The organism is Leptothoe sp. LEGE 181152, assembly GCF_032906605.1.
Classification (GTDB): domain Bacteria; phylum Cyanobacteriota; class Cyanobacteriia; order Phormidesmidales; family Phormidesmidaceae; genus Leptothoe; species Leptothoe turfae.
This window is the reverse complement of the sequence record NZ_JASATU010000062.1, coordinates 356,183-374,897: the sequence shown is the minus strand read 5'-3', so window position 1 is coordinate 374,897 and position 18,715 is coordinate 356,183. Positions and strand designations below refer to the sequence as shown.

Sequence of the window (18,715 nt, the reverse complement as noted above, 5' to 3'; positions counted from 1 at the left end):
CCAGCTTTTGATGACGGGTCTCAAAATCCCAAAATCCTTGTTGTCCCATCAGAAGTCTCCCTGTCAACCCTAATCCGTAACCATGATCTCATATTGAGACTCTATTTTTGAATTAATCGAGGTGCCCTAGAGACAATTGCTGCCATTAATAGGAAAAGGACTAAAAAAATCGCCGGAATTTGAAAAAGACCGTACTTCCAAAAGTTTCTTTCTAAAGAGGCCATTATGTTCCGTAGGACGCCTTTTACATAGAGTATTCTTTATCAACTAATATCCACAAGGCTCAAGTATTAAAAAAATACAAACACAGTGTTATCAGCACTAAAATTATTCACCACTTCCCCACAAAACGTTATCAAGGTCTTTAAGGTACCGTTGTCCATCCTCGTGTCCATACTTGGCAGATGTCTTGGAGAATGTCACAGCCTTTGTCTGGCGTGTCAACCATAAGTAGGTGTGGGCTTTACCCCTCCCTTTAATAGGAATACAGCCTCGGTCTTCAAATTGAAATTTTTCTTTGAGTAACTCATAGGTATCAGCGCTGACCTGAATGCGATCTACTACACCATGGGATTCCATACGACTGGCAATATTAACGGCGTCTCCCCACAGGTCATAGCTAAATTTCTTTTTACCGATAACACCAGCAACAACGGGGCCAGTATTAATCCCAATCCTCAACTTAAAGGGATGTTGTTTCACAGCCGCTTGCATATCAATGGCCATGGCCATGACAGCCTCGGCATGGTTAGCCATAGGTGCGGGCACACCACCTACCACCATGTAGGCATCACCGATAGTTTTAATCTTTTCTAGACCATGGCGTTCCGCCAGAGCATCGAACACAGAAAAGATATCGTTAAGCTGGCAAACCAATTCAGTGGGGGCCGTGTGGGCTGCTAGCCGGGTAAAACCAACAATGTCGGCAAACAAGATGGTGACGTTTTCAAACCGGGAGGCAATGGCGGTGTGGTTGGAGAGATCGTTTTTGAGTCTGTTTGCGATCGCAACCGGCAACACATTACGCAACAATGCCTCTGTTTTCTCCTGCTCACCCCGCAGTGCCAATTCCGCTTGCTTACGCTCCTGCACTTCTTGAGAGATTTGACCAAACATCGCAGCAAACGCCTGAATAACCTCTCCAAGCTCATCCTGTTGAGCCTGCTTAAGACTTCTAAACTCAGCTAACTGGGGCTGATCAACCACATCTGCCGCTTGACATAAATCATCTCGTAACAACAGTAGCGGGTTAATCAACATCCGCTCCAGCATAAAAATCGTCACCAGGGTAACAAAAGCAGCAATAATAATAACAATAAAGAAAATTAGAGCCGAATACTGCACCATGTATCGCTTAACAGAGTTCGCATCATGGCGAATAACCAGTATGTAGCGATCCTGAAATTGTTTGCTGGGCCAGGCCACATCGTAACGGGTACCTGCATCTGTCAGCTGTGTTTCAATCTGGGTCAACCCAGTGGCTGGCACCCCTAACGAAGGCATTTCTCCAAACCCATCAATAAACTGTCCCGCCTCATCATAGAGGGCAGCCCCTAGAATAATTGAGTCAGTTTTTAAGACTGCCTGCGCCTCTACCAACAGTGATGTAGACAGCATATCTAGCATCGCGTTGGCCTTAATGGTGGCAATCACCTCTTGCGAGAGCGTCTCTAGCTCCCTCAGTTTGTCCGCCCGTCGCTGGCGATAGGACGGAATAAAAACTATAAATTCGATAACAACAAGGCTGAGAAAAATTGACGCAACAATTTTTCGAGACAAGCGAGATTTGAGTAACCCCAATGACGTCTGTAAAACACTAACCATGGTGACGGTCAACAACAACCACTCTAAATAGCTACCTACATAGATTTAATACCCATCGATAATGACAGACGCCCACTGATGTTATGGCCAACCCTATGCTGGGTCAGCCCCCCTAGGGGCCATCATACAAAGTTCCTAGGAGTCTATCCTGAAAATTAGCGAAGGATCCCATGAGCAGCCGCTTAGGTCTCCCAAAGATCCCTAATTAAACCCATGCGTTAGACTGATGGGAATTCACCCACGTTTTGAGAAATTAGGCAACCGCTATGACTCTTGCTGCTCCGCCACTGTCATCCCTACGCCTGCAGGAAATTCCTAATCAAACCTACCAGGCTGCCACCGATCGATTTGATGCCTCTTGGGCTGCTCCCCTGTCGACACTACTGGGCCTGGGTCGGGCGGCTGGAGCCGATTTCATTGAATTTTTTCTAGAGCGGCGCAACTACATTAGCTGCCTGGCCGAAGATGATGCTATCACAAGCATTTCCCCCAGTCTAACCACCGGTGCAGGGGTACGGGTTTTCAAAGGCAAAGCCGACTGCTACGTCAGCACTAATGATGTCAGCTTCCACGGCCTCAAAGCTGCCCTTGAAAAAGGGCTATCCATTATGGGACTATTGCTACCCGCGAACTCCGCCTATGTGCCAGAAGTCACCCTGGAAATGTTCCGCGACTATGCTGCCACCAAGGAAAATTGGCTAGCTAACTGTAGCTCAATGCAGGTCATGGGCGATGTATTACTGGGGGCCAACGCCTCGGTAGAAAAGGTGGCCAAGCACCTCCAGGCAAGACGCACAGCCTACTTTAGAGATTGGCAAGAGGTCTTGGTGGCCAGTAGCGACGGCACCTTTGCCCGTGATATCCGCCTGACTCAGTCGGTGGGGGCCAACGTCCTCTGCGCCGACGGTGACCATCGCTCCTCCATTGGTCAGCGTTTGGGCAACACCAGCGACCCCAGCTTTCTAACCGCGTGGGACTATGGCACCACTGCCGAAGAACTGGCCGAGTCCGCAGGCAAAATGCTCTATGCCGACTATGTGGAATCGGGTAGCTATCCCATTATCATGGCCAACCACTTTGGCGGTGTGATCTTCCACGAAGCCTGTGGCCACCTGCTAGAGACTACGCAAATCGAGCGGGGCACCACACCTTTCATTGATAAGAAGGGCGAAAAGATTGCCCACGAAAATCTAACCGCCTGGGATGAAGGTCGTTCTAGCGAGTCCTTTGGCACCATCGATATGGATGATGAGGGCATGCCTGCCCAGCGCACCCTGTTGATTGAAAATGGTGTCCTTAAGAACTTCCTGTCTGATCGGGCAGGGGCTATGCGCACTGGCCACCCCCGCACTGGCAGTGGTCGTCGTCAGAACTATACGTTCTCCGCAGCATCTCGGATGCGTAACACCTTTATTGATACCGGTGACTACAGTCTGGATGATCTGTTTGCATCGGTAGACAGGGGCATCTATTGCAAGAAAATGGGTGGCGGTAGCGTTGGTGCCACCGGTCAGTTTAACTTTGCAGTGGATGAAGCCTATTTAATTGAGAATGGCAAAGTCACTCGGCCCCTTAAGGGTGCCACCTTGATTGGTGAAGCCGTGGACATTATGCAAAAGATTTCCATGTGCTCCCAGGATTTGAGCTTAGCCCCTGGTTTCTGTGGCTCCATCAGCGGCAGCGTTTATGTGACTGTTGGTCAGCCTCACCTGAAGGTGGACAGCATCACAGTCGGTGGCCGGTAAACCACAAACCAGCCAATAGGGTAGGCATTGCCACCGGCCAAACCCCCGATATCCCCGGAGGATGGGCAATGCCCCCCTCCCCACGCAATGACATTCTCTTCAAACATCTCGCTGTTATTGTTAACCCATGTCCAAAGTCATCGAAATTTCTTCTAACGCCCAAGCCATTGCCCAGCGTCTCGGCATCACCAAGTACGATATCTACGGTGCTACCACCGATAGCACCAGTGTGCAGGTGGATAAGGGCGAACCTAAACAAGTTAAAGCATCAAATCGGGCCAGCGTTACCGTACGTGTGTGGAACGACCAGGGCCGGTTGGGGGTTACCTCCACCACCGATGTGGATGAACGGGGTTTAGAACTAGCCTTAAAAACAGCGGCTGAAGCCAGCGCCTTTGGGGCCACTGAAAATATTCCTGATTTTAGTCCTGAAGCTACGGCTCCATTACCAGAGGTGGAGATTATCCTAGCTGATCCGGCTCCAGTGGGAACACTGATTGATCGGCTGGTGACCGCTGAACAGGCATTATTGAATGCCCATGATGCGATCGCAAGTGTCCCGTATAACGGCATCGCCCAAAACACAAGCGAAAACTTCTATGTGAACAGCGACGGTGCCCAACGTAGTGCTGAACGCACCTTCGCTTCCGTTTATCTGTACACCAAAACAGAACAAGAAGGCCGCAAACCCCGGTCTGGTCATGCCATGCGGGTGGGTGTAGGTCCCAACTCTCTTGATATCGACGGTTGTCTCAAGGAAGCAACAGATAAAACCCTTAGCCACTTAGACTATGAGAAAATTCAGTCAGGCAAATATCGCGTTGTCTTTTCACCCGATGCATTCTTAAGCCTAATTCGGGCTTTTGGCAACCTTTATAACGCTCAGAGTGTTCTCGACAAACGTAGTCTCTCCACTGCCGAGAGTCTCAATACCACCATTGCATCACCGCTGCTATCGGTTTACGATGACGCCCTGCATCCAGGCAATATTAGTTCCGAAACCTTTGATGGGGAAGGCACCCCCACTCGACGACTGCCCATTATTGAAAATGGTGTGCTGACTAACTTTCTACATAGTGCAGGTACCGCCAAACGCATGGGGGCTCAACCCACAGGTCACGCTAGCATCGGTGCCAAAGTCAGCGTCGGCAGTAATTTTCTCCATATTACCCAGGGACAACCAGCAAAACAAAATTATAGTCTGGAAGATGCTGATGATAATATCGTTCTAATTGACGACTTACAGGCACTTCACGCCGGGGTCAATGCACTGCAGGGCTCTTTCTCACTGCCCTTTGACGGTTGGCTCATCCAAAAAGGCAAACGCACAAGTATTGAATCTGCAACGGTTGCTGGAGATTTTCGTCAGCTACTGCAATCCATCATCTATGTCTCCCCCGACGAAAAAGTGACGCCTAGTGGTGTTGCTCCTCATGTATGGATTGATGAATTATCGATCACAGGGGAATAACAGTAGAACCATGGTTGATCAGTGGTTGATCAGTCTCTAAGTCAGCCATGCAAAACAATACTGGCTTAATTACGTATTTCCTAGCGCATACTCGGTATCAACACGCCATGGGCTAGGAAATATCAACACACTATTCACACGGCGGATGTTTTCACTTTAAAGACGCTTCATTTTTTCTAGATTAAGGCAGCATTGTACGCTATTGGATAAGAGATATACTTACCCATATTGTAAGAATGACAAGCCTTACAGGTTCATCTCTAGCATCTGACCTACCTGATTTTCATAAATATGGTTTTCAACTTGAGTCTGAGCTGGGTGTCAATCGAGCTGGGGGACGAGTTACCTATTCAGCTACTCATCTAAAAACTAAACGGCGAGTAGTTATTAAACAATTTCAATTTGCTAAGTCTTCTGATTGGCAAGGGTATGACGCACTACTCCAGGAAGGGCAAGTTCTCAAAAGCCTCAAACATCCAGGCATTCCCAGGTATCTGGGAGCATTTAAAGCCGAAGAAGGCTTTTGCATGGTGCAAGAGTATAAACATGCCAAAAGCTTAGCGGAGCCCCGTAGTTTTAGCCCCGACGCAATTCGTCAAATCGCCGTCTCCTGTTTAGAAATTCTGGCCTATTTACAAAGTCGAATCCCACCCATTATCCATCGCGATTTTAAGCCTGCAAACATTCTGGTCAGCGATAACTTAAAGGTCTACCTCGTAGATTTTGGCTTTGCGCGCATTGGTGATGGTGAAGTTGGCATGAGCAGCGTTGTTAAAGGAACGCTAGGATTCATGCCGCCGGAGCAAATTTTTAACCGGCAGCTTACCGAAGCCTCAGATCTGTATGGGTTAGGAATGACCCTGATCTGTCTGCTGACCAACACACCCGCCCATCACGTAGGGAAATTAGTCGATGTCACTTACCAGGTTGATTTTAGTCAGTTCAAAGCCTATTTAAGCCCCCAATGGATAACGTGGCTCGAAAAAATGGTCCAGCCGCGTCTGAGCGATCGCTTCGAAAACGCCAGTGACGCCCTGGACAATATCCCAGAACATGGTCTACGCCAACCCCAGGCAAAGTTTAGCCAATCCACTATCAACCTGGTCGCCACAGACCGGGGAGAGCTATTAACAACGGCAATCACATTAAACAATTCTGTCCCCGAAACCACCTTAACGGGGCATTGGCAGGTTGCACCCCACAGCAGTGACCCCAATTTTGATAACGCTTACCATAGCTGGATTCAATTCTCCCCAACTGAGTTCCATGGCAATGACATCACAACTCAGCTTCAGATTGATACGAGTCAGTTAATGTCGGGGCAAACCTATCAGCGCAATCTATTACTGAGAAGCAATGCCCAAGAAGCAATTTATTCCCTTAATTTAAATGTGCAAACGGCCCCCATGCCGCTACTGAAGCCCCAAGGATCACCCTATCCATCACTGCTAGTTTTATTAGCAACCTGTTGGGTAACGGTTTGGGTTTTAGCGGCACTGGCCCCAGAGTATGAAGTGATTACACCGGGCATTAGAAACGTACTGATACTACTGGCACTCTTCGGCAATAGCCTGGGGATGCAAATCGGTGGTTGGCTGCTACATGAAGTCAGTCTTAAATCCCCAGCAGCTCGCATTATTACAATCGCAGGAGCCATCGCGGTCGCCTTGGTGGCACCGCTATGCCTATTGCTAGACATCACCGCTACCGACTACGTTACCTCCGCTATCACTGTGGGTCTTGGCATCATCAGCGGTAGTGTCATTGGGGTAATCGATGGTCTAACCATCGACCGTTTTTGGCAACGGGGCTTTCAACCCAAATTTTCCCTTGGGTTAACCTTACTAACCGGGTTATTGGGCACCAGCCTAGGCCTGGTCCAGGGTCTGGCCCTTAGCGGTCCTTGGATTACGTTCGGATTAATTGCTAACGTGATTGCCATCGGCACTATGCTGACCTATATGCCTATCCAGCAGGCCAAGGCTATTGCCCTGTATCGTCGTAATGTGGAACGGAGTCTTATTCGTCCTTAGGCTCTAGGATAGACATGCATTGCCCATCAACAATAATTGCTCGTCAACAATATCTATCGATCACTCCTCATAAAATTAACTGCGCATTTTGAATTTAAAGGGGTAGCATTGGGATGTTCCATTGGAAAACGCTGTTAAATTGTGCCGTCAGCATTGGCATCAGATTTAGAGGGATTTTAGGATGACTCTTCGAAAACTAACACCGTTCATCGTATTCGGACTGCTTACAGTCGCAGGCAAGGCTTCGGCCCATATGGTTGAGACTAACTACTTTCTTGACCAGTTTTCGAACGAGCAATCCCAGCAGGTTTTAAGAATGCAGAGCACCTTTAGCAACGGTGCACCACTTAAGGGCGCTAAGGTGAACGTGTATTCTCCCAATAATCCGATCAAACCCTGGACCCAGGGCGTTACTGACCAGGAAGGTCGGTTTAGCTTTAGCCCTGACCAAACCCTCACAGGTGACTGGGAAGTGATCATCCGTCAGCAGGGTCACGGCGATATTTTGACAGTCCCCGTCAATGAAACTGGCGTGACTACAGAACTGATTAGCGATATCGGTGACACCGATATCCACTACGGCGGTACCTCTTATATTGGCTGGGCCCTATCGTTGGGAACGCTAGTTACCTTAGGTCTTTGGCGACGCTTTCGGAAATAATTAAGCAAACTTCTACAGAATCAGGAAAACCAGTCGATCTGAGTCTAGATCGGCTGGTTTTTTAATGAATCTATAATGTGGAAACCCTGGTTGATCGCCCCTAACACATGGGAGCTTGCACAAGGCAAATCCCCGACAAGATACGCTGTCAGCAATCACTGATGGTGTGAACTATGGGGACCAATCTATAGTTAGGGCAGCTTACAGATATACTCTTGTAGCTCTGCCAAATCTGTGTAGTGGTCAGCCAGATCAATTAAGGTATCGCTCGTCATCGATTGTAGGCTCACCAACTCTACCCGCACACCACGATAGCTCAGGGCATCTACCGCATAGGTTAAATGACCATCACCGCTCAATAAGGTGATGGTGTCGCAACTGTCAGCCAGACGTAGCATATCCACCGCCATTTCCACATGTAGATTGGCTCGACGGGAGCCATCAGCGACCTGGGCTAAATCTTTACTAATGACTCGATACCCATTGCGGTTAAGCCATAATAAGAAGCCACGCTGCTTTTCATTTTTAGGGTCTACACCGGTATAGAAGTAAGATCGCAGCAACTGCCGCTTGCCCACTAACGCATTGAGCAACCGAACGTAGTCAACTTCAATCCCCAGATAAGAGGCGGAATAAAATAAGTTTGCGCCGTCAATTAAGACGGCCATGCGATCGCAACTAGCAGCAACATGATTGCCCGTATAGGGAGCAAACAATGTGCCATCTATGGGCGACAGCTTAAGATCCCCTCCTCGTGCCATACGACCGTTTGAGCCATGGGAAGAATGAGTCGCCCCATTGTGTTCAATATTATTTTCCATAAAGTTGATTGAAGCTGATATGCCGCAACATGCAGACTGGTTATATTGAGAATAGTATGAAATATTAATTATTTCTTAAGGTTTTATCCAGACTTTATAAAGTGCATTTGGATTTGAGCAGCTTCAAACTCTCAGAGAGACATCCCGTGAGCATCGGGCCGAAGGATTAATTTGAAATTGGTTTTGAGGGAATCGCCCAGTCTAAGCGACACAAATCAGGGATTTCTGTCCGATTTCCTCGTATTTTACGCTGGCAGCATGATAAACCCATTGCAGAACAAGAGAAGCTAATTTATAGTTTGCTACTCGATAGCATTTGTTTCAGATTGGGTCATTCCGCCAATCAGTAAAGGCTTTCCGGTAGGATGCCAATATTTAAGACATCGATTCTTGGCAAACGCTCATATCTTAAAGCTATGAACGAACCTTCTGACAAGGCAATGAACCCTGCAGACAGTAATGAACAGCAAGAAAACGCTGAAACGGATGAAAATAATGTCGTTCAGCTAGTTGATCAACTCATCAGGGCCAAGCGTATTACCTACACCCAATATCAATCCCTTTCAAAAATGGTCTTGGCCGATGGCACCGTCGATGAGCAAGAACGCCGTCAAATTAATCGCCTATTCGATGCCATTCAAGCAGGGGGCATACGTATTGTGGAATAGAAACTCTGTGGAATATTGGCATAGGCGTTAGCCAAAAATAGCCGCATCGGAGTTTTGTTGAAAAATATGCTCGTAGTCAAATTGCAACGCATTTTGATGACGCATCACAATGGCCCCCAAATGACTAATCTGTTTGGGGGAGAAGCTTGCCATCACTAGCGCCACCGTTTGTCCAGGCTTCAGCTGAGGGATACGGATAAAATATTCGCGACGGGCAAAAAAGCGATTTTCATCCTTAGGCACAATTACACCATTTAGGCGATGGGCTCGCTGCACCGGTCGAATATACAGGTTAAAAAAGTCTTCTTGATTGGGCTGCAACCCATAAAACCGCTCGTGCTGCTCCCAACTCATACTAAACAGCAATATGAGTAGCTCAAATCCAAGGATGTAGGTGAGGACGCGATTGTGTTCCTGGCCATCTATCATCAGCCGAATGGCAGATTCCAGGTAGGCTTCACCCTCATGATGACGCGCCTGGGCAGTGTGGACATAATACTGACGCACATAGCGCCGCAGGACACTTTCAGTCAGCTTGGTCTCAATATGAAAACGCTGTAGATGATGATAAATGCGCTGCGTCGTATCGCGATCGTGAATGATGCGCGAAATCACACCATCAGCTGTGTACTCATCCAAGAACTGTATCTGCTCCTCCAGTGGAGTCGCACACATCACATGGCATAGGGACAACACGTAGCGGCGTTGTACCCAGGGCAACCCTAATAACCACTGTTGAGCTTCTGGAGGCAGAGATTGAATTAATTGTTTTGTTTGGGGGCCATTAATCGCAGACATGCGACCTGTAATTTACCGGTTTGCATCACACAGTGCACTGACATTTTCAGGAAGTTTGACCTGAACAACCTGGTTTAGGCCTGTTCAGGACTACAGATAAGTAAGCAGACGATCAGGAAACTTTTGTGTTCCGTCTAATCGCTATACCGCTCTTCGGCCCAAGGTTCACCTCGTTTGTGATAGCCATTTCGTTCCCAAAAACCAAGCACTGGCTCTACAGAAAACTCTAGACCACTGAGCCACTTAGCACTTTTCCAAGCATAAAGATGGGGGACAACTAATCGCAGGGGTCCGCCGTGCTGCGAGGGTAAAGGCTGGCCTTCCAGGGTATGGGCCAGGAAATTTTCAGGTCGGGCAAAATCTGCCATGGCTACATTTGTAGTGTAACCGCCGTAGCAGTGGGCCATCACATGGGCGGCCCGCCCATCCACCTCAACCGTCGATAATAAATCCATAACGTTGACACCAGTCCACGTCACATCTAGCTTGCTCCAGGTCGTTACACAGTGAAAATCCGCAGTGAACTGGTGCTGCGGTAATGCCATTAAATCGGCCCAACGTAAGGTTTTAGCGGTGACTAAACCCGATAGATTTAGCTGCCACTCGTCCTGGGTCACCTCTGGCGTAGGTCCATAGGTCAACACAGGAAACCCTTTAGCTAAATGCTGACCTGGAGGTACACGATCAGCAACGTCAGGACCGGGCTTTTCAAAGAACTTCATAGGAGCTGCCTTAGTAAGGATGCTGCACGGGAGGTTGGGCTATGCAAAAACTGAGCTATGCAAAAACTGAGCCATGCAAAAACTTGGCTATTTAATTGTAGGGTGGCGGGGAGCAGATTGTAGGGTGGCGGGGAGCAGCCCCCCATCACGATCAGCCAAAATTAAATGTAGCTTTTCAAGTTATTACAACTCTTTACACCTGGATCCCGTTTTCTGGCAGACTCGGATATGTAGCTATTATCTGAAACGTTGACCGGGCACGAGTTTTCGCAGTTAATTACGGTGTAGCCCAGCTCTACACAAGCTCTAAGAAAGTTGAAGCCATTTATGCATAGCTCTCATAAACGGTCAAAGTTGGCTAGATCAAAGCGTTGCCGTTCTAAACGGTGGAGTGTACCAAAGTTTTCAAATAGAGGAAGGTATTGCCAAATCCATGATTAACAACACTTTGTTTCGCCCTACAGCAATAAAGGCTAACAGAAAGAAATTTAATCCTGAGGGTTTTGATTTAGCTGTAGCTCTGAAGAAAAAAAAGGCAGCTGAAGCAGCAAAAGCGGCAACTCCTCCAACAGCTGATTTTGACGTTCAAAAAAACTATTTAAGTCCTTTCTCAGACAGTCAACCTGTAGAGCTCATCGGCACAACATCCGTTACAGATTTAGATGTTGTTATCCGCGCTGCCTATAAGCAGGTATTTGGTAATGCTCATTTAATGGAAAGTGAGCGCTCTGCGATCGCAGAATCTCAACTGCGTAGAGGCGAAATCACCGTGCTGGAGTTTGTGCGTCAGCTAGCCAAGTCCGATCGCTACCGCGCCGTATTTTTTGAAAACTGCCCCAACATCAGAGCGGTCGAATTAAACTTCAAGCATTTGCTGGGTCGGGCTCCTGAGAATAACGCAGAGATTTCTGAGCACATTCAAACCCTGGCTGAAGATGGCTTTGAGGCCGAGATTGATTCCTACCTGGATAGCGACGAATACTTCCAGGCGTTTGGTACAGATTTAGTGCCCTACTATCGCGGTCATAAGACCCAAACAGGCAAGTCTGTATCTGGCTTTACCCACTCTGCTCAGCTGGTCAAGGGAGCCTCTAGCAGCGATAAATCCATTGAGAGCAACACCACACCTCAAATCCAGTCAGGTTTGCTAAGTGGCACACCGACTGAAATTAAGCCCCTAGCAACACTCCCCTTCTCCACACCTGTTATTCCAGAACAGGAATACCAGCAGCCTCAGCAGCAACTCACCAAAGCAGACTTTATTCCTGTCTATAAGTCAGCTGCCTTTTTATCGGAGCCGATCACGCCCAATGAATGGGTTAAACAGTACAACGCTAAGCAGGCGGCGGCCACATTCCCAGCCTCTCGGGCTAGCCAGCCAGTTAAGTTGTCCCCCGGTGCCTCTGGTGAAGATGTTGAAATTGTTATCCGAGCTGCCTATAAGCAGGTGTTTGGTAACGTTCACCTGATGGAAAGCCAGCGCATGGTGACGGCTGAGTCCCAGTTCAAGGATGGGGCTTTGACGGTTAAAGAATTCATCCGGGCCTTAGCTAAGTCTGACGCCTATCGTTCTCTATTCTTTGAGAACTGTTCAAATGTTCGTGCCATCGAGCTGAACTTCAAGCATTTGCTAGGCCGGGCTCCTGATAATTTCAAGGAAGTGTCTAAGCATCTTGGCATCCTGGCGGAAGGCGGTCTCGAAGTTGAAATTGATTCGTACTTTGATAGTGCGGAGTATGACGAAAACTTTGGTAAAGATACCGTTCCTTACTATGTAGCCTACGCCACCCAGACAGGTAAGAATGTTGCTGGTTACAACCGCATCTTTGATCTGATTAAGGGTCTTTCCAGCAGCGATCGCTCGGTTTCTGAGTCCATAAAAGCGAGTCAGAAATCCCAACTGCAAACAGCCCTAACCAAGACCTTCGAATCCAAGCAAGAAAACGTTTTCAATCCTAAGGGGTTCCAATTAGCCCAGGCCATTGGTACGCCCATCTTTGTTTCTAAACAGGATGTGGGGACGTCTTCTATCATCGGAGCCTATACTGACTCATTTGCTGAACAACAACCAGTTGAACTGATAGCGGGTGATAGTACTGCTCAAATCGATATAGTGATTGAAGCAGCCTACAGACAGGTGTTTGGTAACGCCCATCTAATGGAAAGCGAGCGCTTCCCCATCGCTGAGTCACAGCTACGCAACGGTGACATTACTGTCTTGGAATTTGTTCGGGCTTTAGCAAAGTCAGATAGATATCGCACCCTATTCTATGAGCGTTGCACTAACTTAAAAGCAGTGGAGCTGAACTTTAAGCACTTGCTGGGCCGAGCACCCGAGAGTGGTGCAGAGATCTCGCGTCATATTCAAATCTTGGCTGAGGAAGGATTTTACGCTGAAATTGACGCCTACCTGGATAGCGACGAGTACTTTGAAACCTTTGGGGCCAACATCGTTCCTTACTTCCGTGGCTACCAAACCCAAACTGGGAAAGGAATGGCCAGCTATACCCATTCCTTCCAATTATTACGTGGTGCCTCCAGCAGCGATAAGCAACTGAGCCAGTATGGTAGTGCTGCCGTTGATCAGTCCATTCTCAAAAACCAGTCCAGCCGTATTCCTGATATCTCCGAGCAGACTGTTCCGGTAGCCGATATTCGTCCTAAGACTCAGCCCGCTGCTCCAGTCATAACCCCTGATTATTCCTTTAACCTGGAGGCCACAAGCCCTCTAGCTTCAGTTGAACGTACGTCCATTTGGCAAGGGCAATACAACGCTCTGGCGAATCAGGATCCCATCAAACTCAACGCCGGTGCATCGGATGAAGATGTGAATCTGGCGATTAGCGCTATCTATAAGCAGGTGTTGGGCAATGCCCACATCATGGAGAGCGAGCGGTTGGCTAGTGCAGAATCCCAACTGCGCAACGGTGACTTAACCGTACGCGGCTTTGTGCGTGTATTGGCTAAGTCAGACCTATATAAGTCTCGCTTTATTGATAATGCCCCCCGTTATCGCTGCCATGAGTTGAACTTTAAGCATCTGTTAGGACGGGCTCCTGAAAGCTATGACGAGACTGTTTATCACAGTGCCGTCGTGGACAACCAGGGTTACGATGCTGACATTGATGCTTACATCGACAGTGAGGAATATCAAACTGCTTTTGGTGAGAATACAGTTCCTTACTACCGTGGCTATAAAACCCAGACTGGTAAGCGTCTGTTAGGCTACGTCAACATGTTCGATATGCTCACCAGCGTTTCCACCAGTGACAAGGCAGGCTCCAACAAAGCTCGGGTCGAGAAGCGTCTCTCCTACGAAAACCCTGCTAAGGTTCAGCCGGTCACCGATGGCAATCTGTTGATTCAGAAAATGTTTGGTCTGATCTAGTAGCGCCCAATCAAAAATCGTAGCGGCGGTTAAGTCGTGACTGAGCCATGGCCTTCCAGATGCCTAGTTTTAGGCATCTGGAAGGTTTTTAATATGTAAGCAAACCTAACCACTGAGGCAAACTGACCACTGGCAAGGGATGTTTTGGCCGTAGATCTAAAATGGAAATAGAGGTGCCCCTGTAACGTTACGTGCAATGCACATTGAGGCCACTATGACACGCCCAAAATGGCTGAGGCTAGGAATTTTAGGGATGCTCTGTGCGATCGCATCCCCGCTTGTCGTTCCCCCACTGGCTGAAGCAAATCAGATTATCATTCGCACCGACCACCACGGGCACCATCGATATCCTATTTACGAACGGCGATACCCTGCAAGAGACGATGTAACCGTAGAATTTATTGCTCGGGGCGACGAATGGGCCAATGTGTACGTTGACGGTCGTCGCATTTTTTCACCCCGCAATGCCAATCGCCGTAAGCGCTTCAACTTCAGAGAAGGGGCCTACGAAATCAAAATTACCGGTGCCGATTATTTTGATATCTGGGCAGAAGGCTATTTAGATGTGGGTCGCGATGATACCAACATTATTGTCGTCAGCTTTTCAGAAAGAGGCGTAAGGGTTTCCGGCGATCCCTATGCCTGGATTCCAATCTCAACAGAGCGCAGATCCTCAAGGCGTCATCGTCGCTAATAGTTTGTCAAGTTCAAAGTTCAACGTAAGAGGGTGAATCGTGACTAGCGAATGGGATTGCGATCATGAAAGCTACTCTGCTGAGAAACTCTCTCTCCAAAATTAAATCCTGACAGACTACCAGCATGGACTGGAGATACGTCTCAGGAAAAAATCTAAATGCGCTAGTGTGATATTTCCGAAATTTGATAGGTGGAATTTGATTACACCTATCGTCACAGCAAAATTTAGATCATTTCAATGAGTACCTATCAACTAAACCAGGGTCACTATGACACAGAAACAATGGCTCAAATTAGGGCTAGCAGCCCTGCTGGTTAGTGCAGTTACACCTTCTTTAATCAACCATTTAGCCACTCCCATAACAGCAGAAACTCTTATTGCAGAAACCCTTATTAGTGAGACAATTATCAACTACTCGTCCACGTCAAGAACTGACGAGCGCGACCATAGCGACGAGGACAATCACCATGACCGCGCAGCGCGAGAAGTCACCGTAGAAATTGTCGCCCAGGGCGATGAATGGGCCGATGTGTACATTGATAATCGCCGCTTATTTTCCCCTCGTACCCTGAACCGCAGCAAAAAATTTCAATTCGAAGCGGGAATTTACGACATTCGGGTTCACAGTGCCACCAATTACTTTGATCGCTGGGTCGATGGCTCTCTAGAAATTAGTGATGCTAATGGGGCATCGAGCACAGTCGTTCTTAGATTTTCAGAAACTGGGCGGGTGCGTGTATCTGGGCGGTATCATACCTGGATATCGAACTTAGACTAGCAATCACGACTTTGGTAGCAACCAATCCCTACGGATGGATTACGAAATCACTGCAGACACTGCAGCGAGCTAACTGGTACCGCCAGGTTCAAACTGTTGATGGCAAAGGTGGTGCTACCATCAGCGTCAATGGGCATACCTGCTTAAACTTCGCCAGCAATGATTATCTGGGCCTGGCGGGCGATCCAAGATTAGCCAAAGCAGCTGCGAATGCGATCGCAACCTACGGCACCGGTAGCACCGGCTCCCGACTGCTTAGCGGTCAGCGCCCCATCCACCGAGAGTTAGAACAGGCCATCGCAGAACTTAAAGGGACCGACGATGCCATTGTCTTTAGTTCAGGCTATTTAGCAAACTTGGGCACCCTCGCCACCCTGGTGGATCACCGCGATCTGATTGTGGCGGATCAATACAATCACTCCAGCCTACAAATGGGCGCTCGCCTCAGCGGAGCCACCATTGCCATATATGACCACAACAATTTAGAACAGCTACAGCATCATTTGACGCAGATGCGCCCCCAATATCGTCGCTGCATCATCGTCACCGACAGTGTCTTTAGTATGGATGGAGACCTGTGCCCGCTGTCAGAAATTTTAGCCATCGCCGACCAGTGGGACACCATGGTCATGGTGGATGAAGCCCACGGCACCGGCGTACTCGGTAAAACCGGTGGTGGTGCCGTAGAACTTCTCGGCTGTCGTCATCGCCCCATGGTACAAGTCGGCACCCTTAGCAAAGCCTTGGGCAGCTTAGGCGGCTACGTCACCGGTTCCGCTGAATTGATTGATTTTTTACGCAACCGTGCCGCCACGTGGATTTATACAACAGGTCTCTCCCCCGCCGATGCCGCCGCCGCCAGGACTGCGATCGCAATTCTCTCTCAAGAGCCCGAAAGACTCACCCAGCTAGCACACAACGCCACCTACCTCAGACAGCGCCTAGACCAGCTGTCCCACATTAGTCGCTTACCCTCCGAATCCCCAATTGTTTGCATCCAAGTCAAAGACGCAGCAACAGTACTTCAACTGGGTCAACACCTAAAAAAACAAGGAATTTTTGCCTCCGCAGTGCGCCCCCCCACTGTCCCCACCAGTCGTCTAAGGGCAACGGTAATGGCAACCCATTCGAGGGGAGACATTGATCGATTGGTAGCAGGGATTCAAGATTTTTTTGGTGAGTAGGGCATGGGCAGCGGGAGGTACACGAAGACGCTGTTAAACCAAACGGATTTTTCAGGTCCTTACCCTACTCCCTATTCTCCCAACTCCTCCGGCATCACCCACTTTCTCGGTTCTGTTGCCCGTGCCAAAATCTTCTTACGCAGTGCCTCTTCAGCAATTTCTAACATTTTGTCGAGAGACGTGTTTTCAATAAAATTCGACGCCTGTTGAGTATAAGCCTCATTGGGACAAGCATCGCCTTTAATGCAGCCGTTAACGCACTCAACGGCACAGTTCACGCTAGTGTTCTCAGTAGTCATGGGGTTATGTTAATAACTCTTCTTCTAATACAAAATTCTAGATAAATTTGCCCATGATTTCACAGAACGATTCGTCACTACCGACAGGTGAGAGTCACATCACAATGATGCATCGCTGTCTAGAGCTAGCGGCTCAAGGAGCCGGGCGAACAGCGCCTAACCCGATGGTGGGGGCGATCGTTGTTAAGGATGGACAAATTGTTGGAGAAGGGTTTCACCCCCAAGTAGGACAACCCCATGCAGAGGTTTTTGCCCTACGAGCAGCTGGTGAGGCCGCCCGAGGGGCCACAATCTATGTAAATTTAGAACCCTGCAACCACACAGGACGCACCCCACCCTGCACAGAAGCTGTGTTACAGGCAGGCATTGCTACGGTAGTGATTGGCATGCGGGACCCCAATCCTAAGGCCAGCGGCGGCATAGAGCGTTTACGCGCCGCTGGCGTTGAAGTTATTACCGATGTGGAAACAGTCGCCTGTGAACGCCTCAATGAAGCCTTTATCCATCGCATACGTCACCGTCAACCCTTTAGCATTTTGAAATATGCCATGACCCTTGATGGCAAAATTGCTACGGATACTGGCCATAGTGCCTGGGTCACCAGCCCTGCATCACGACGACATGTACATCAACTGCGAGGTCAGTGCGATGCCGTTATTGTCGGTGGCAATACGGTCCGAAAAGATAATCCTCGATTGACTAGCCATGGAGTGTGCGATCGCAACCCACTCCGTGTAGTGATGAGTCGCAGCCTAGAGCTACCCACCAATGCTCATCTTTGGCAAACTGACATTGCCCCGACATTAGTATTTACAGAAATCAATCAGAAACAGGCAGAGTCCATATTGCCAACATCTATAGACGTCGTTTCCCTCAATCCATTAACACCCGAAGCAGTCGCTAATAACTTATTTGAACGGGGGTTATCCACAATTTTGTGGGAATGTGGTGGCACCTTGAGTGCAGTAGCTCTACAGCAGGGCGTTATTCAAAAAGTATGGGCATTTATCGCCCCTAAGCTGATTGGTGGCAGCAACGCTCAAACACCAATCGGCGATATGGGCTTTAGAGAAATGACTGAAGCCTTAGCCCTAAACAACATAGAGCTACAAAAAATAGGTCCAGACTGGCTGATTGAGGGATATCTAAAGGATTAAGTAAAAAATAAGTACCTTAAAACCGCTAGCTATTACCAACCAGTCCTACGATCCTTAGTCAGCCCAGCCTCTAACTGATGACGACGCATCAATAAGTTGAGCGCTCGGACAAACTCATCACGATTGCGCAACACATCAAACCGCTGAATCACCTGTCCTTGATCTAGAAATAGCAGCGTGGGTAACGTCTGCAGTCGATACAGATTTGCCAGCTTGAGATTTTCATCAGCATTAATATTAAAGACATTTACCTGACCTGACCAGTCTTGCTGAAACCTATTGAGCATGGGAGTCACTCGACGACACAACCCACACCAAGGAGCCCAAAAATGCACTAGAACCGGCACAGGAGAAGCTAGTACAACGCTTTCGAAATTGTCTTCAGAAATTGTCATTGACGCTTAATTATTGTCAGTATTGATAAAAATCTTTTAGTACTTCCAATCTTATTAAGAAAAGTCTAATACCG

At 48.3% G+C, this 18,715-nt stretch carries 16 protein-coding genes and 1 pseudogene; 11 read left to right on the top strand and 6 right to left on the bottom strand.

All coding sequences use genetic code 11. The features are described from left to right. Positions 1–327 precede the first annotated feature (327 nt). On the bottom strand, positions 328–1,824 hold the full coding sequence (locus tag QGP82_RS29120; RefSeq protein WP_499061765.1) for an adenylate/guanylate cyclase domain-containing protein: 1,497 nt from the start codon (positions 1,822–1,824) through the stop codon (positions 328–330). Positions 1,825–2,090: 266 nt separating this feature from the next. On the opposite strand from QGP82_RS29120, the gene QGP82_RS29115 reads away from it, so the two are divergent. The 4 genes from QGP82_RS29115 (at position 2,091) to QGP82_RS29100 (ending at position 7,734) form a co-directional block, all read left to right on the top strand. Further along, on the top strand, positions 2,091–3,569 hold the full coding sequence (locus QGP82_RS29115; RefSeq protein WP_163667508.1) for a TldD/PmbA family protein: 1,479 nt from the start codon (positions 2,091–2,093) through the stop codon (positions 3,567–3,569). A gap of 127 nt (positions 3,570–3,696) precedes the next feature. Then, positions 3,697–5,040 (top strand): TldD/PmbA family protein, encoded by a 1,344-nt coding sequence (locus QGP82_RS29110; protein WP_163667505.1) that lies wholly within the window; start codon positions 3,697–3,699, stop codon positions 5,038–5,040. A gap of 236 nt (positions 5,041–5,276) precedes the next feature. Further along, on the top strand, positions 5,277–7,073 hold the full coding sequence (locus QGP82_RS29105) for a serine/threonine protein kinase (RefSeq protein ID WP_499061764.1): 1,797 nt from the start codon (positions 5,277–5,279) through the stop codon (positions 7,071–7,073). Between the two features lie 181 nt (positions 7,074–7,254). After that, on the top strand, positions 7,255–7,734 hold the full coding sequence (locus tag QGP82_RS29100; protein WP_163667500.1) for a DUF4198 domain-containing protein: 480 nt from the start codon (positions 7,255–7,257) through the stop codon (positions 7,732–7,734). 191 nt (positions 7,735–7,925) lie between these two features. On the opposite strand, the gene QGP82_RS29095 is transcribed toward QGP82_RS29100, so the two are convergent. Beyond that, positions 7,926–8,555, bottom strand: a complete 630-nt coding sequence (locus tag QGP82_RS29095; protein WP_490794886.1) for a LabA-like NYN domain-containing protein — start codon at positions 8,553–8,555, stop codon at positions 7,926–7,928. Between the two features lie 170 nt (positions 8,556–8,725). Between QGP82_RS29095 and QGP82_RS29090 the strand changes: the two are divergent. Both QGP82_RS29090 and QGP82_RS29085 read left to right on the top strand, forming a co-directional pair. After that, positions 8,726–8,905, top strand: a pseudogene (locus tag QGP82_RS29090) (hypothetical protein); the annotation flags it as partial. A 66-nt stretch (positions 8,906–8,971) separates the two neighbouring features. Further along, the gene (locus QGP82_RS29085) at positions 8,972–9,223 is read left to right on the top strand and encodes a hypothetical protein (RefSeq protein WP_163661787.1); all 252 of its coding nucleotides are present in this window, start codon (positions 8,972–8,974) and stop codon (positions 9,221–9,223) included. Between the two features lie 27 nt (positions 9,224–9,250). On the opposite strand, the gene QGP82_RS29080 is transcribed toward QGP82_RS29085, so the two are convergent. Both QGP82_RS29080 and QGP82_RS29075 read right to left on the bottom strand, forming a co-directional pair. Beyond that, positions 9,251–10,021, bottom strand: a complete 771-nt coding sequence (locus QGP82_RS29080; RefSeq protein ID WP_163667493.1) for a cobyrinic acid a,c-diamide synthase — start codon at positions 10,019–10,021, stop codon at positions 9,251–9,253. Positions 10,022–10,155: 134 nt separating this feature from the next. Then, the gene (locus tag QGP82_RS29075) at positions 10,156–10,743 is read right to left on the bottom strand and encodes a sulfite oxidase-like oxidoreductase (RefSeq protein WP_163699035.1); all 588 of its coding nucleotides are present in this window, start codon (positions 10,741–10,743) and stop codon (positions 10,156–10,158) included. 433 nt (positions 10,744–11,176) lie between these two features. Here QGP82_RS29075 and QGP82_RS29070 point away from each other — a divergent pair, with 433 nt between their 5' ends. The 4 genes from QGP82_RS29070 to bioF all read left to right on the top strand — a co-directional run bounded on the left by QGP82_RS29070 (position 11,177) and on the right by bioF (position 16,790). Then, a complete protein-coding gene (locus tag QGP82_RS29070; RefSeq protein WP_499061763.1) occupies positions 11,177–14,131 on the top strand; it encodes a phycobilisome rod-core linker polypeptide in 2,955 nt (984 codons plus the stop codon). A 214-nt stretch (positions 14,132–14,345) separates the two neighbouring features. After that, entirely contained in the window at positions 14,346–14,825 is a 480-nt protein-coding gene (locus tag QGP82_RS29065; RefSeq protein WP_499061762.1) for a hypothetical protein, read from the top strand. A 271-nt stretch (positions 14,826–15,096) separates the two neighbouring features. Then, positions 15,097–15,606 (top strand): hypothetical protein, encoded by a 510-nt coding sequence (locus QGP82_RS29060; protein WP_163667481.1) that lies wholly within the window; start codon positions 15,097–15,099, stop codon positions 15,604–15,606. An 11-nt stretch (positions 15,607–15,617) separates the two neighbouring features. Next, a complete protein-coding gene (bioF, locus tag QGP82_RS29055) occupies positions 15,618–16,790 on the top strand; it encodes an 8-amino-7-oxononanoate synthase (protein ID WP_163667478.1) in 1,173 nt (390 codons plus the stop codon). Between the two features lie 71 nt (positions 16,791–16,861). Here the strand turns inward: bioF and QGP82_RS29050 are convergent, their stop codons facing one another. Then, positions 16,862–17,089 (bottom strand): hypothetical protein, encoded by a 228-nt coding sequence (locus QGP82_RS29050; RefSeq protein WP_006515358.1) that lies wholly within the window; start codon positions 17,087–17,089, stop codon positions 16,862–16,864. A gap of 53 nt (positions 17,090–17,142) precedes the next feature. On the opposite strand from QGP82_RS29050, the gene ribD reads away from it, so the two are divergent. Continuing rightward, positions 17,143–18,246, top strand: a complete 1,104-nt coding sequence (gene ribD, locus QGP82_RS29045) for a bifunctional diaminohydroxyphosphoribosylaminopyrimidine deaminase/5-amino-6-(5-phosphoribosylamino)uracil reductase RibD (protein ID WP_163667475.1) — start codon at positions 17,143–17,145, stop codon at positions 18,244–18,246. A gap of 32 nt (positions 18,247–18,278) precedes the next feature. Here the strand turns inward: ribD and QGP82_RS29040 are convergent, their stop codons facing one another. Next, entirely contained in the window at positions 18,279–18,641 is a 363-nt protein-coding gene (locus QGP82_RS29040; protein WP_163667472.1) for a thioredoxin family protein, read from the bottom strand. Between the last annotated feature and the right edge of the window lie 74 nt (positions 18,642–18,715).